The 12,950-nt window shown below is 72.9% G+C and carries 13 protein-coding genes; 9 read left to right on the forward strand and 4 right to left on the reverse strand.

Annotation, left to right across the window (positions count from 1 at the left end; translation table 11 throughout):
* The first annotated feature begins 14 nt into the window (after positions 1 to 14).
* Genes ACFYOH_RS33020 through ACFYOH_RS33045 form a run of 6 tightly spaced genes read left to right on the forward strand, consistent with a single transcriptional unit; the run spans position 15 to position 4,808 of the window.
* Positions 15 to 1,355, forward strand: a complete 1,341-nt coding sequence (locus ACFYOH_RS33020; protein ID WP_388633277.1) for an L-fuconate dehydratase — start codon at positions 15 to 17, stop codon at positions 1,353 to 1,355.
* Entirely contained in the window at positions 1,352 to 2,107 is a 756-nt protein-coding gene (locus tag ACFYOH_RS33025; protein WP_388633280.1) for an SDR family NAD(P)-dependent oxidoreductase, read from the forward strand. The genes ACFYOH_RS33020 and ACFYOH_RS33025 overlap by 4 nt, the downstream gene beginning before the upstream one ends.
* A complete protein-coding gene (locus tag ACFYOH_RS33030) occupies positions 2,104 to 3,075 on the forward strand; it encodes an aldo/keto reductase (RefSeq protein WP_388633282.1) in 972 nt (323 codons plus the stop codon). The genes ACFYOH_RS33025 and ACFYOH_RS33030 overlap by 4 nt, the downstream gene beginning before the upstream one ends.
* On the forward strand, positions 3,072 to 3,422 hold the full coding sequence (locus ACFYOH_RS33035; protein ID WP_388633285.1) for an L-rhamnose mutarotase: 351 nt from the start codon (positions 3,072 to 3,074) through the stop codon (positions 3,420 to 3,422). The genes ACFYOH_RS33030 and ACFYOH_RS33035 overlap by 4 nt, the downstream gene beginning before the upstream one ends.
* The gene (locus ACFYOH_RS33040) at positions 3,419 to 4,252 is read left to right on the forward strand and encodes an amidohydrolase family protein (protein WP_388633287.1); all 834 of its coding nucleotides are present in this window, start codon (positions 3,419 to 3,421) and stop codon (positions 4,250 to 4,252) included. The genes ACFYOH_RS33035 and ACFYOH_RS33040 overlap by 4 nt, the downstream gene beginning before the upstream one ends.
* A gap of 52 nt (positions 4,253 to 4,304) precedes the next feature.
* Positions 4,305 to 4,808 (forward strand): cupin domain-containing protein, encoded by a 504-nt coding sequence (locus tag ACFYOH_RS33045; RefSeq protein ID WP_388633290.1) that lies wholly within the window; start codon positions 4,305 to 4,307, stop codon positions 4,806 to 4,808.
* 81 nt (positions 4,809 to 4,889) lie between these two features.
* Here the strand turns inward: ACFYOH_RS33045 and ACFYOH_RS33050 are convergent, their stop codons facing one another.
* A complete protein-coding gene (locus ACFYOH_RS33050) occupies positions 4,890 to 6,311 on the reverse strand; it encodes a lipase maturation factor family protein (RefSeq protein ID WP_388633293.1) in 1,422 nt (473 codons plus the stop codon).
* Positions 6,312 to 6,441: 130 nt separating this feature from the next.
* Between ACFYOH_RS33050 and ACFYOH_RS33055 the strand changes: the two genes are divergently transcribed.
* The 3 genes from ACFYOH_RS33055 (at position 6,442) to ACFYOH_RS33065 (ending at position 10,855) form a co-directional block, all read left to right on the forward strand.
* Entirely contained in the window at positions 6,442 to 7,791 is a 1,350-nt protein-coding gene (locus ACFYOH_RS33055; RefSeq protein WP_388633296.1) for a DUF6777 domain-containing protein, read from the forward strand.
* 85 nt (positions 7,792 to 7,876) lie between these two features.
* The gene (locus ACFYOH_RS33060; protein ID WP_388633299.1) at positions 7,877 to 9,946 is read left to right on the forward strand and encodes a SpoIIE family protein phosphatase; all 2,070 of its coding nucleotides are present in this window, start codon (positions 7,877 to 7,879) and stop codon (positions 9,944 to 9,946) included.
* 45 nt (positions 9,947 to 9,991) lie between these two features.
* Positions 9,992 to 10,855 carry an Fpg/Nei family DNA glycosylase gene (locus ACFYOH_RS33065; RefSeq protein ID WP_388633302.1) on the forward strand — a complete coding sequence of 288 codons (864 nt, stop codon included), beginning with the start codon at positions 9,992 to 9,994 and terminating at the stop codon, positions 10,853 to 10,855.
* 3 nt (positions 10,856 to 10,858) lie between these two features.
* Here the strand turns inward: ACFYOH_RS33065 and ACFYOH_RS33070 are convergent, their stop codons facing one another.
* The 3 genes from ACFYOH_RS33070 to ACFYOH_RS33080 form a co-directional block, all read right to left on the reverse strand.
* Complete coding sequence (locus tag ACFYOH_RS33070) at positions 10,859 to 11,512, reverse strand: zf-HC2 domain-containing protein (protein WP_388633304.1); 654 nt, start codon at positions 11,510 to 11,512, stop codon at positions 10,859 to 10,861.
* A gap of 174 nt (positions 11,513 to 11,686) precedes the next feature.
* On the reverse strand, positions 11,687 to 12,202 hold the full coding sequence (locus tag ACFYOH_RS33075) for a hypothetical protein (RefSeq protein WP_388633306.1): 516 nt from the start codon (positions 12,200 to 12,202) through the stop codon (positions 11,687 to 11,689).
* A 153-nt stretch (positions 12,203 to 12,355) separates the two neighbouring features.
* On the reverse strand, positions 12,356 to 12,925 hold the full coding sequence (locus ACFYOH_RS33080; protein WP_388633308.1) for a sigma-70 family RNA polymerase sigma factor: 570 nt from the start codon (positions 12,923 to 12,925) through the stop codon (positions 12,356 to 12,358).
* Between the last annotated feature and the right edge of the window lie 25 nt (positions 12,926 to 12,950).

Raw genomic sequence — 12,950 nt, forward strand, 5'->3', positions numbered from 1 at the left:
CCGAAAGGACTTCAGTGTCCCAGGCCCCCGCCCGCGTCATCGCGGTCGACACCCACGACATCCGTTTCCCCACCTCGCGCGAGCTCGACGGCTCAGACGCGATGAACCCGGACCCCGACTACTCGGCGGCCTATGTCGTGCTGCGTACCGACGCCGCCGACGGGCACGAGGGGCACGGGTTCGTCTTCACCATCGGGCGGGGCAACGACGTCCAGGTCGCCGCGATCGACGCGCTGCGGGACCATGTGCTCGGCCGTGACGCGGCCGAGCTGTGCGGCGACCCGGGCTCGCTCTTCCGGGACCTGATCGGCGACAGCCAGCTGCGCTGGCTCGGCCCCGAGAAGGGCGTGATGCACATGGCGGTCGGGGCCGTCGTCAACGCCGTCTGGGACCTCGCCGCCCGCAGGGCCGGCAAGCCGCTGTGGCAGCTGCTCGCCGATGCCGAACCCGCGTGGCTGGTCGGGCAGATCGACTTCCGGTACATCGCGGACGCGCTCACCCCCGCCGAGGCCCTCGACCTGCTGAGGCGGGGCAGGGTGGGAGCGGGGGAGCGCCGGGCGCGGCTGCTGGAGCGCGGCTACCCCGCCTACACCACCTCACCGGGCTGGCTCGGCTACGACGACGCCAAGCTCGGACGGCTCGCCGCGCAGGCCGTCGCCGACGGCTTCACCCAGATCAAGCTGAAGGTCGGCGCCGACCTCGACGACGACATCCGGCGCTGCCGGGTCGCCCGCGCGGTCGTCGGACCGGACATCCGGCTCGCCGTCGACGCCAACCAGCGCTGGAACGTGGACGAGGCGATCCGCTGGACCAAGGCGCTCGCCGAGTTCGACCCGTACTGGATCGAGGAGCCCACCAGCCCCGACGACGTCCTCGGCCACGCCGTCATCCGCCGGGCCGTGGCCCCGGTGAAGGTCGCCACCGGCGAGCACGTGCACAACCGGATCATGTTCAAGCAGCTCCTCCAGGCGGGCGCCCTCGACATCGTCCAGATCGACGCGGCCCGCGTCGCGGGCGTCAACGAGAACCTCGCCGTCCTGCTGCTCGCCGCCAAGTTCGGCGTCCCGGTCTGCCCGCACGCGGGCGGCGTCGGTCTGTGCGAACTCGTCCAGCACCTCTCGATGTTCGACTACCTGGCCCTCTCCGGCACCACCGAGGACCGGGTCATCGAGTACGTCGACCACCTCCACGAACACTTCGTCACCCCCGTCGTCATCCGCGACGGCCACTACACCGCACCCACCGCGCCCGGCTTCTCCGCCGCCCTGCACCCGGAGTCCATCGCGCGGTACACCTTCCCCGGCGGCACCTACTGGGCCGCCGACCCCGAGACCCAGAAGGGACAGACCGCATGAGTGACTTCGAGGGCCTGAAGGCCCTGGTCACCGGTGGCGCCTCCGGCATCGGCCGGGCCACCGCCGACCTCCTCGCCGCCCGTGGCGCCCGGGTCGCCGTCCTCGACCGGGACCCGGCGGACGTCGACAAGCCGCTCCTCGCCTACCGCGCCGACGTCACCGACGACGCCTCGGTCCGCACGGCCGTCGAGCGGGCCGCCGAGGACCTCGGCGGGCTGGACGTCCTGGTCAACAACGCCGGGATCGGCGCGCTGGGCACGGTGGAGGACAACGACGACGCCGAGTGGCAGCGCGTCTTCGACGTCAACGTCCTCGGCATGGTCCGCACCGCCCGCGCCGCCCTCCCGCACCTGCGCCGCTCGGACCACGCCGCGATCGTCAACACCTGCTCCGTCGCCGCCACCGCCGGACTGCCCCAGCGCGCCCTGTACAGCGCCACCAAGGGCGCCGTGTACTCCCTGACCCTCGCCATGGCCGCCGACCACGTCCGCGAGGGCATCCGGGTCAACTGCGTCAACCCCGGCACGGCCGACACCCCGTGGGTCGGCCGGCTGCTGGAAGCGGCCCCCGACCCGACCGCCGAACGCGCCGCCCTGGCGGCCCGCCAGCCCACCGGCCGACTGGTGTCCGCCGCCGAAGTCGCAGGCGCCATCGCCTACTTGGCCAGCCCGCTGTCCGGCGCCACCACCGGCACCGCCCTCGCAGTCGACGGCGGCATGCAGGGCCTCAGGCTGCGCCCGGTGGGCCGGTGACGAGGCTCGGCCGCAGCGGAGTCGAGGTCACCCCGCTCGGCTTCGGCGCCGCGACGCTCGGCAACCTCTACCGCCCGGTGGACGACGAGCAGGCGCGGGAGGCCGTACGGGCCGCCTGGCAGCGCGGCATCCGGTACTTCGACACCGCCCCGCACTACGGCCTCGGCCTGTCCGAACGCCGGCTCGGCGCCGCCCTGCGCGCGTACGACCGCGCGCACTTCACCGTCTCCACCAAGGTCGGCCGCCGCCTCGAACCCATCGACGGTACCGCCGACGACCTGGCCCACGGCTTCGCCGTACCCGCCACCCACCGCCGGGTGTGGGACTTCAGCGCGGACGGCGTCCGCCGCACCCTGGAGGCGAGCCTGGAGCGCCTCGGCCTGCACCGCGTCGACGTCGTCTATCTGCACGATCCCGACGACCACGCCGAGCAGGCCTTTCGGGAGGGCTACCCGGCCCTGGAGAAGCTGCGCTCCGAGGGCGTCGTCGGCGCGATCGGCGCCGGCATGAACCAGACCGCGATGCTCACCCGGTTCGTCCGCGACACCGACGTGGACGTGGTCCTGTGCGCCGGCCGCTACACCCTGCTCGACCAGAGCGCGGGGGCCGAACTGCTGCCAGCGGCCGCCGAGTACGGCGTGTCGGTCGTCCTCGGCGGCGTGTTCAACTCGGGCCTGCTGGCGGACCCGACACCCGAGTCGACGTACGACTACAGCCGTGTCCCACCGGAGTTGCTGGACCGGGTCCTGCGCATGAAGGCGGTCTCGGAGCGGTACGGCACCACCCTGCGCGCCGCCGCGCTGGCCTTCGCCTTCGCCCACCCGGCCGTCGCCAGTGTCCTGCCCGGGCCCCGCTCCGCGTCCGAAGTCCACGACTGCGCCGCCCAGTTCGCCTCCGTGGTTCCGGCGGAGTTCTGGCAGGAGCTGCGGGAGTGCGGTCTGCTGCCCCGAGAGGAAGACCCGTCATGAGAGTGGCCCTGAACACCAAGGTCCGCGCCGACCGGATCGCCGAGTACGAGGCGGCCCACCGGGAGGTCCCGGAGGAACTGACCCGGGCCATCCGCGCCGCCGGTGCCACCTCCTGGACCATCTGGCGGTGGGGGTCCCCCCGCGCGAGCGAAGCCGAGCGTGGGGGAGGTACCGACCTGTTCCACCTGCTGGAGTGCGCGGACTACGCCCGCCTGCTCGCCGAACTGGAGCAGCTGCCGGTCAATGTGGCCTGGCAGGCCCGCATGGCCGAGCTGCTCGACGTGGTGCACGACTACTCCCGCGAGGGCGCCGCCGCCGGGCTTCCCGTCGTCTGGGAGCTGCCGTGACCGTCGACGCCCACCACCACGTCTGGGACCTGTCCGTCCGCGACCAGGACTGGATCCCCGAAGGCAGTCCGCTCAGGCGCGACTTCACCTTGGCCGACCTCGAACCCGAGGCGAGGGCGGCCGGAGTCACCCACACCGTCCTCGTCCAGACGGTCACCGTCGCGGAGGAGACACCCGAGTTCCTGGCCCTGGCGGCCGAGCACGACCTGATCGCGGGCGTCGTGGGCTGGACCGACCTCACCCGCCCCGACATCGCGGAGGAACTGTCCCGACTGCGCGAACTCCCCGGCGGTTCCTTCCTGAAGGGCATCCGGCACCAGGTCCAGGGTGAGTCGGACCCGCGGTGGCTGCTGCGGAAGGACGTACGGCGCGGACTCGCGGCCGTGGCCGGGGCGGGCCTCGTCCACGATCTGGTCGTCCTGCCCCACCAGCTTCCGGCCTGCGCCGAGGCCGCCGCGAGCCTGCCCCAAGTCACCTTCGTACTCGACCACTTGGGCAAGCCGCCGATCGCAACCGGAGAACACGAGCCCTGGGCCTCCGCCCTGCGTGCGCTCGCCGCCCTCCCCAACACGGTCGCCAAACTCTCCGGCCTGGTCACCGAGGCCGACCCCGGCTCCTGGACGACGGCCGACCTGCGGCCGTACACGGACGTGGCCCTGGAGGCCTTCGGCCCCGGCCGGCTGATGTTCGGCTCGGACTGGCCGGTGTGCACGACGGCGGCCTCCTACGCCGACGTGCACACCGTCATAACCGAGTTGACCGCAGACCTCGACGAGGCCGACCGCCGGGCCCTCTTCGAGGGCACCGCCACGGCCGTCTACGGCCTGTGACCCACGGCGTGGCCGGCGTGCACCTCCCCACCCCGTACCGCACAATGCCGACGTGACTGATCATCATCAGCCGCGCACTCCCTCCGCTCCGTTGCTGCGTGCTCCCGGGGACGGTGAACTGATCGACGTCGCCGGCGTCGCCCACTTCTTCCGGCTCACCGCAGAGCACACGGACGGGCGTTTCACCTTCGAGGAGTTCAGCCTCGCCCCCGGCACCATCGGGGCCAGGCCGCATGTGCACGACGGACACGACGAGTACTTCTACGTCCTCGAGGGGGAGCTGACGCTCCACACCGGCGACGGCGAGGTGACGGCCGGCCCCGGACACCTGCTCGCCGCCCCCCGTGGCACCCCGCACGGTTTCCGCAACGGCGGCCAGGTCCCGGCACGCGCTCTGTGCCTCTACACTCCGGCCGGCTACGAGAACTACTTCCGCGACGTGCACGCGGCCGTGAGCGCCGGGGCCGAGGCGACCGACGAGCTGCTGGCCGAGTTCCGCAGCCGTTATCGGACCCGGTCGTTCCGGGTTCCCTCGGACAGCCGACAGGAGCCGTAGCCGGGCCGGCAGGTCGATCCCGCGGGCCGATGTCGCATGTCGGCCCGCGGGCCGGTGCCGCATGTCGGAGGGCCCGGCCGCTCACGACCGCCCGGCCACCGCGGCCAGCCGCGTCGGTGGCATGTACTCCCGGACGAACGTCCGCTCCCAGCACGCCCCGCTGTCCCGCAGCTCCCGCCAGGTGGTGTAGCGGTAACGGAAGAGGCGCGCGCGGACATACCTGGGCGGGGTGTCCGGTGGGAAGGGGGAGCGGCGCAGCAGGCGCAGGGTGTCGCGGTCGTTCTCCAGCAGGCGTTCCACCAGACCGCCGAACCATTCCCCCGCATAGCCCGGGGACAGAGCCGCGAACCACATCAACCAGTCCAGGCGCAGATGGTAGGGGGCGAACTGGCGCGGCCAGTGCCGGGTGTCACCGGGCTTGCCGCGGAACTCGTACTCGCGCCAGTCCGAGTCCTCGCGCGGCACGTCGTCCAGCGTGCCCTCGACCACCACCTCGTAGCGGACCCGGCTGACGCTGCCGAACGCGCCGTAGGTGTTCACCAGGTGCAGCGGGTCGAAGGAGCGGTTCATGATCTGCCGGCGGGAGACCATGTTGGCCACCGGGCGGTAGCTCAGGAAGAGCAGCAGCGCGGCCACCGCGAGCACCAGGACCTCGTACCACAGCGGTGCCGCCGGCACGGACGGCGCGGACCCGGGAATCCGCAGCGCGGACAGGGCCAGCACGATGGTGATCCAGTTCAGCCAGGAGAAGTTACCGGACAGCACCAGCCACAGCTGGGTGACGATCATCAGGGCGGCGGCGGCCGAGGCGATGGGCTGCGGCGTGAACAGCAGCACCGGCACGACCAGTTGGGTCATATGGTTGGCGGCCACCTCCACCCGGTGCAGCGGCTTCGGCAGATGGTGGAAGAACCAGCTCAGCGGGCCCGGCATGGGCTGTGTCTCATGGTGGTAGTCGAGGCAGGTCAGCTTCCGCCAGCACGCGTCGCCCCGCATCTTGATCAGCCCGGCGCCGAACTCCACCCGGAACAGGATCCAGCGCAGCAGGAACAGCACGACGATGGGCGGCGCCACCTTCTCGTTGCCGAGGAACGCGGCCAGGAAGCCCGTCTCCAGCAGCAGCGACTCCCAGCCGAACGCGTACCACGTCTGGCCCACGTTGACGACCGACAGATACAGCGCCCACGGCACCAGCCACAGCAGGATCCCGGCCCACAGCGGCAGCAGGGAGTCCGCGCCGGCGAGCAGCGCCGCCGACACCGCGCAGCCGGCCCACGCGCAGCCCGCGAAGAAGCGGTCGGAGTAATGCAGATGGAACAGGCTCGGCGCCCGTTTGAAGGGGACCAGCGCCACGAACCGGGGGATCGGCAGCATGCCGCGCTCGCCCAGCAGCGCCCGGAACTGCATCGCCGCCGTCAGGAACGCCACCAGGTACACGGCGGCCAGAGCCCGCTGGAAGACCAGCCTGGTCAGCCAGTAGTCGGGAGCGGTGAACCAGTTCACGGCTGTGCGCGCCCTTCGTCGCGGCTAAACCGCCGGTGTCGTCCTCATCATCGCCTCCCTCGAGTTGCCAGCCAAACGGGCACGATGCAAACAATAGGGAGAAATCACCCAAAGTGATGGGAAGTGTACGGTGCGGATACCCACCGGATCCATCGTCACGGCCTGCGCGCTCTCGGTGGCGCTGCTCGTCGCCGGCTGCGGCCGCCCCGGGGTCAAGGAGGCCCGGATGGGCGAGGAGGTCTATCTCCTGCCCGCCGCGGCCCAAGGACCAGACCCCTTCACCGCTTCCACGGTCACCGCGCCGGTGAGAGCCGGCGCGGGGAGCGCCGATCCCACCGCGCCGCCTCATCCGGGCACGGCCGACCCCAGCGCCACACGGCCGCCCGTCGCCGGGTCCTCGCCGCCGGCGGTGCCCGCCGGGCTGGTCGGCGTACACCCGCGCGCCCTGCGCATCCTGTCCGGCGCGACTCCCGGCCTGTACGGCGGCACCGCACGCGTCGCCGGCTGTGACGTCGGACGGCAGACCGGGTATCTGACCGCGGACCGCGCCAAGGGGGACGCCTTCGCCCGGGCGACCGGTGTCTCCGCGAGCGGCCTGCGCGGCTTTCTGCGCGGCCTGACCCCCGTCGTGCTGCGCGCCGACACCCGGGTCACCGACCACGGCTACCGCGACGGACAGGCGGTCGCCCACCAGGCCGTCCTCCAGGCCGGCACCGCGGTCCTGATCGACAACCGTGGACTGCCCCGGGTGCGCTGTGCCTGCGGCAACCCGCTGGGGCCGCCGACGCCGACCCGCGTCGGCTTCGGCGCCCGTGGCGGTGCCTGGCCCGGCTACCGTTCGGGTCAGGTGATCGCGGTGACCCCGGCACCCCGGGCGGTCACCAGCATCACGATCGTCAACGCCGAGACGCGCACCTGGATCGAACGCCGGCTCGGTCACGACGTACGCGACGACCAGGTCGTCCCCGCGCCCGCCTGGGCCACCGCCGCACCCGAGGGCGACCCCGACCCACCGGGTGCCGCCACCCCGGGCACCGCACCGCCGTACCCCACCCAGCCCGGTCCGCGGCGGAGCCGACCGGGGACGTCCGCGGGCACGACCGGCAAGGAGCCGCCCGCGGCCGCCACCCCGAGGGCTCCGGACACGCCCGCCGGGCGGAGCACCCCGGCGCCGGACCCGGCCGCCCCATGGATCCGGCCGTCCCTCGGTCCCGTTCCGCAGGCGCCCGGCACCCCGGACCCGCCGTACGCGATCGGACCGCAGGACGGGATCGGCCCTCCGGACGGGATCGGCCCTCCGGACGGGATCGGCCCTCCGGACGGGATCGGCCCATCCGGCCTGCCGGACGCTCCGGGCCTGCCCGACCCCGTCGGACCGGTCCCGGCCGCCACGGCGGACGTCCGGTCGAGCCCGGTCCCCGACGCCACGGACGGCGATGCCGCGGGCGGTGCCGCCGCCGCGGACCTCTCCGGTGGCTGAGCCCGTCCGGAGCCGGACGCTCCCGCTGGGGAGTCGACCGCGGCAAGAGGTCGAAGAAACGGACAAATCCTGGCAAGGTGGGCGCATGGCAGTTCGGGGAGCGAGTGCCGTGTCACTCCCGGAGGACTGGCCCGCCCACCCGGATCCGATCCTGGCGCTCAACCGCATGGGCACCTTCGACTGGGACCTGGACACGGGTCTGTTCCATATGGACGCCCAGGCACACGAGGTGCTCGACCTGCCGCCCGAGGAGTACGACGGACGGCTCGAGTCGCTGGCCCTCAGGGTCTCGCGATCGGAGACGGCCCGGCTGGACGAGCTGGTGGCCCGGGCGATCAAGGACGGCAGCGAGAACTACGGGGCCTACTTCCGCATCCGCTGCCGCGACGGCACCCAGCGCTGGACCCACACCCAGGGCTACATCCGCCGGGACGCCACCGGCCGCCCGCGCCGGGTCGTCGGCATCGTCCGCGACGCCACCGAGGAACTCGCCGAGAGCGAGGTGCGCAGCCTGCGGGCCGCCCAGGACGAGGCGTTCCGCCAGCAGACCAACGTCGTGCAGGCCGTCTCCGCCTCCCTCGCCCACGCCCGCAGCGTCCAGGACGTCATCGACGCCCTCAAGGACACCCGTGGCATCCGCCATCTCGGCGCGGCCAGCCTGGTGATGGGGCTGGTGGAGGCCGGCCGCATCCGCCTGGTGGCCGAGGGACCCATCGACGCCTCGGTCCCCGGCACCCAGATCACCCGGATCGACGAGCCGTACCCGATGAGCGAGGTCGTCCGCACGCTCGCGCCCCGGTTCATCGAGTCCCCGGAGGAGTTCGCCGAGCACTATCCGATCCTCTGGCCGCACCTCACCGACCTGCACGTCACCTCCGCGGCCTATCTGCCGCTGATCGCCCAGGCCCGCCCGATCGGCGCGATGGGGCTGCTCTACAGCGACCGGCGCGGCTTCTCCGCCGAGGAGCGCGCCGTCCTGGTCGCGCTCGGCAGCAGCATCGCGCAGAGCCTGCAGCGGGCCATGCTCTACGAGCAGGACAAGGACCTCGCCCAGGGCCTGCAGCAGGCCATGCTGCCCCGCACCATCCCCAGCGTCCGCGGCGCCGACATCGCCGTCCGCTACCGGTCGGCCGCCCTCGGCCGGAACATCGGCGGCGACTGGTACGACCTGATCCCGCTGCCCGGCGGGCGGGTCGGCGCGGTCATCGGCGACGTCCAGGGCCACGACACCCACGCGGCGGCCGTCATGGGCCAGCTGCGGATCGTGCTGCGCGCCTATGCCGCCGAGGGACACACCCCGGCCGCGGTGATGGCCCGTGCCTCCGTCTTCCTGCACGAACTCGACACCGACCGCTTCGCCACCTGCCTGTACGCCGATGCCGACCTGTCCACCGGAGTCGTGCAGGCGGTCCGGGCCGGGCACATCGACCCGCTGATCCGGCACGGCGACGGCAGCTGCCGCCGGGCGCCGGTCGAGGGCGGGCTGCCGCTGGGTCTGTCCGCCGAGTTCGGCCGGCTGGATTACCCCGTCTCCACCCTCGAACTCGACCCCGGCCACACCCTGCTGCTGTGCACCGACGGGCTCGTCGAACAGCCCGGCGCCGACCTCGACGACGGCATGCGCCGCCTCTCGGCGCTCGTCGCGGCCGGCCCCGAGGACGTGGGCTCGCTCGCCGACCGGCTGATCCAGATGGCCGAGGAGCGGGGCGGCGAAGACGACGTGGCGCTGCTCCTGCTGCGCCGGCGCACCCCTGAGGCCCCGCCCGCCGGCGGCCGGCTCCAGCAGCACGTGGCACCCGGCGACCCGGACGCCCTCAGCCAGGCCCGGCACCTGATCCGCGCCGCGGTCCGCTCCTGGGGCCACCGTGACCGCGCCGACGAGATCGAGCTGGTCGCCGACGAGCTGATCACCAACGCGCTGATGCACACCGAGGGCGCCGCGATCGTGACCCTGCGGGCCCTCGACGGCGGCCACCGCAGACTGCGGATCGAGGTCGAGGACTCCTCCAGCGCCCTGCCGCGCCGCCGTGAGGCGGGCGAGGACGGCGTCTCCGGCCGCGGCCTGCTGCTCGTGGAGATGCTCACCGACGCGTGGGGCGTGGAGGCGCGGGGCGGCGGCAAGGCGGTGTGGTGCGAGTTCCGCCGCGGCGGCTGACGCGGCTGACCCGGCTTTGTCAGTGCCGGATGGCACTCTGGAGCCATGCCGGAACTGCCCGAGGTAGAAGCGCTGAAGGACTTCCTCACCGAGCACCTGGTCGGCCGCCGGGTGGCGCGGGTGCTGCCGGTCGCCGTCAGCGTCCTGAAGACGTACGACCCTCCGGTCACCGCCTTCGAGGGCGGCGAGGTGACGGCCGTGCACCGGCACGGCAAGTTCCTGGACCTGGCGGCGGACAGCGGGCTGCACCTGGTGACCCACCTGGCCCGGGCCGGCTGGCTGCAGTGGAAGGACCGGCTGCCGTCCGGCCCGCCCAAGCCGGGCAAGGGACCGCTCGCATTGCGCGTGGCCCTGGAGACCGGCGAGGGCTTCGACCTCACCGAGGCCGGCACCCAGAAACGCCTCGCGGTGTACGTCGTGCGCGATCCGCGGCAGATCGAGGGCATCGCCCGGCTCGGCCCGGACCCGCTGGCCGCCGACTTCGACGAGGACCGCCTCGCCGCCCTGCTCAAGGACGAGAGACGTCAGCTGAAGGGCGCCCTGCGCGACCAGTCCCTGATCGCGGGGGTCGGCAACGCCTACAGCGACGAGATCCTGCACGCCGCGAAGATGTCCCCGTTCAAGCTCGCCGCCTCCCTGACCCCCCAGGAGACCCATCGGCTCCACGCGGCGCTGCGCTCGACGCTCACCGAGGCGGTCGACCGCTCCCGGGGCCTGGCCGCCGGGCGGCTGAAGGCGGAGAAGAAGAGCGGCCTGCGCGTCCACGGCCGGACCGGCGAGCCCTGCCCGGTGTGCGGCGACACCATCCGGGAGGTCTCCTTCAGCGACTCCTCGCTGCAGTACTGCCCCACCTGCCAGACGGGCGGCAAGCCCCTGGCCGACCGCAGACTGTCCCGGCTGCTGAAGTAGGGGCTACGGCGCGTCGACGGACACCAGGTGCTGTCCGTCCATGGTGCGTACGTCGTAGCGGGCGATGTCGTCGGCGTGCATCGTGGAGGATCCGAGCGCGGTGAAGGTTCTGGTGGTGTGACCCGGTTCCATCCAGGTGCCGGCGACCTCCTCGGAGCCGTCGCGGCCCACGATGACGAGCCGGCAGGCATGCGGGCCGGTGCCGTCCTTCACCTTCAGCAGCAGCCGGCTGCCCGTATCCCCGTCGTCGGCGGTGACCTCGGCCCACACCCCGGTCTTCGGATCGGTCGCGGCGGCGACCTGCGCGACCGGCTCCGCATGGCCGGCGAAGGCCACGATCCCCGGACCGGCCACGGCCAGCACCACGGAGGCGGCCAGGCCGTACAGAAAGCGCCGGCGGCGCGCCCGATGCCGGAGCGCGACCTCGCCGAGCAGCCGGTCCAGCAGCCGGGGACCGGGCTGTGCCATGGGGTGCACAAAGCGCGGCGTGGCCCGGCGGTACAGCATCAACTGCCGTGTGGCGGGACCGAATTCGGTCACCTGTGCCGCGCATTGGGGGCACTCCATGAGGTGGTCCTCGAAGCGGAAGGCCTCCGCCTCGTCCAGCACGCCGAGCGCGTACGCGCCGACGTCGCGATGCCTTTCCAGGGACCTCATGCCGAATCCTCGTGCCGATGGGTGCGGGTGGGGTTACTCCGTGCACCCACCCGTACGCAGCCGACAGCCGAATCACTCAAGCCACCCGCAGAATCCCGGACGAGAGATTCGGAGCCGCGCGGCCCGCGGATTGGTCCGATTCCGGAAAACTTCAGAACGCCCCGGAGCGACGGCTCAGAACAGATGGATCGCGAGGTGCCCGAGGGGCAGCCCGAGCCGCCACGCCGGTGTCCACACCTTCGGCCCGTCGTCCTCGCCGGCCGGCCCGCCACCGCCCGGCACCGCGTCCAGGTCCGGCGCGAGCAGCTCGGTCTCCTCCAGCCAGCGCCAGGCGTCGGCGGCGAGGGCCAGGTCGGGCGAGCGGGTGCCGGACCGCTCGGCCCGTTCGGCCAGCTCGGCCATGCGCTCGCCCACCCAGTCCCGCCACGGCTGGTCGTAGGCGGTCAGGGAGAGCCAGTTCTCCAGCTGGGAGATCACCCGGATGCCGGACAGCTCCCCGTCGGTGTCGGACAGGAAGACGGTGAGCGCCAGCGCGTCCCGGCCGGCCCGGAACTCGAAGGAGGTCGGCGGCATCAGATCGCCGGTGCGCAGCAGCTCGTCGGCGATGTACTCGGCGTACAACCAGGCCATGGGGACGGCCAGTTCTCCGCCGTCGGTGCCGTCCGTGCTCTCGTGCCCTCTGTGCTGCATCCCTTCCTGCCCTTCCTCCGGTACGTGCGCGTCGCCCGAGCCTCGTCGGGGTCGCGGCCCCGACCGCTGCCCGGAACGCGGATGAGGACAGCCCATTGCCCGAACGGGGGCCACAGCAAGGCGCTTTACCGAGGTTTGACCCGGCCTCCGGTTTCAGTGCAGGTCGGCCGCATAATCCGGAAGGACCCGGCGCAGCGCACGCAGCGCGTAATACGCGCGGGACTTCACGGTACCGGGTGGCACCCCCAGGGTCTGCGCCGCATCCGCCACACTGGCCCCGAGGAAATACACGAGTACCAGCACGTCACGGTGCTCCGGCGTGAGTGTCTTCACAGCCTCCCGGACATCGAGCATCGCGGCGGCCCGTTCGGCGTGATCGGCGGTCACCCGTGCGCTCTCCGGGATGTCGGCGCCGGTCTCCGGGGGCCGGGCCTGCCGGGCCCGCCGGGCGTCGATCGCGAGCCGCCGGGCGACCGTCAGCAGCCAGGGCCGTACGGAGTCGAAGTCCTCGGCGTGCAGGGCCTCGGGATGCTGCCAGGCGCGCAGCAGGGTCTCCTGGACGAGGTCCTCGGCGCGCTGCCGGTCGCCGTCGCAGAGCCTGAGCAGCAGGGCGAAGAGCGGTCGGCCGTGCTCGCGCTGGAGCGCGGCCAGTTCGTGTTCGGCGGTCGTCGTCCCGCGGGTCCGTGCCGCCGCCTGGTGGATCAGTGAGGTTCCGGCCGTCATGGCCGTATGGCAGCGCAGGGCACGG

The sequence above is a fragment of the Streptomyces sp. NPDC007856 genome, assembly GCF_042868225.1.
In the GTDB taxonomy this organism is placed as follows: domain Bacteria; phylum Actinomycetota; class Actinomycetes; order Streptomycetales; family Streptomycetaceae; genus Streptomyces.

Bases quoted from the DNA above. Each gene is read 5' to 3' on its own strand.
- ACFYOH_RS33025 (WP_388633280.1), top strand. From the start codon at position 1,352: ATGAGTGACTTCGAGGGCCTGAAGGCCCTGGTCACCGGTGGCGCCTCC.
- ACFYOH_RS33035 (WP_388633285.1), top strand. From the start codon at position 3,072: ATGAGAGTGGCCCTGAACACCAAGGTCCGCGCCGACCGGATCGCCGAG.
- ACFYOH_RS33060 (WP_388633299.1), top strand. From the start codon at position 7,877: ATGGCAGTTCGGGGAGCGAGTGCCGTGTCACTCCCGGAGGACTGGCCC.
- ACFYOH_RS33065 (WP_388633302.1), top strand. From the start codon at position 9,992: ATGCCGGAACTGCCCGAGGTAGAAGCGCTGAAGGACTTCCTCACCGAG.
- ACFYOH_RS33070 (WP_388633304.1), bottom strand. From the start codon at position 11,512: ATGAGGTCCCTGGAAAGGCATCGCGACGTCGGCGCGTACGCGCTCGGC.
- ACFYOH_RS33075 (WP_388633306.1), bottom strand. From the start codon at position 12,202: ATGCAGCACAGAGGGCACGAGAGCACGGACGGCACCGACGGCGGAGAA.
- ACFYOH_RS33080 (WP_388633308.1), bottom strand. From the start codon at position 12,925: ATGACGGCCGGAACCTCACTGATCCACCAGGCGGCGGCACGGACCCGC.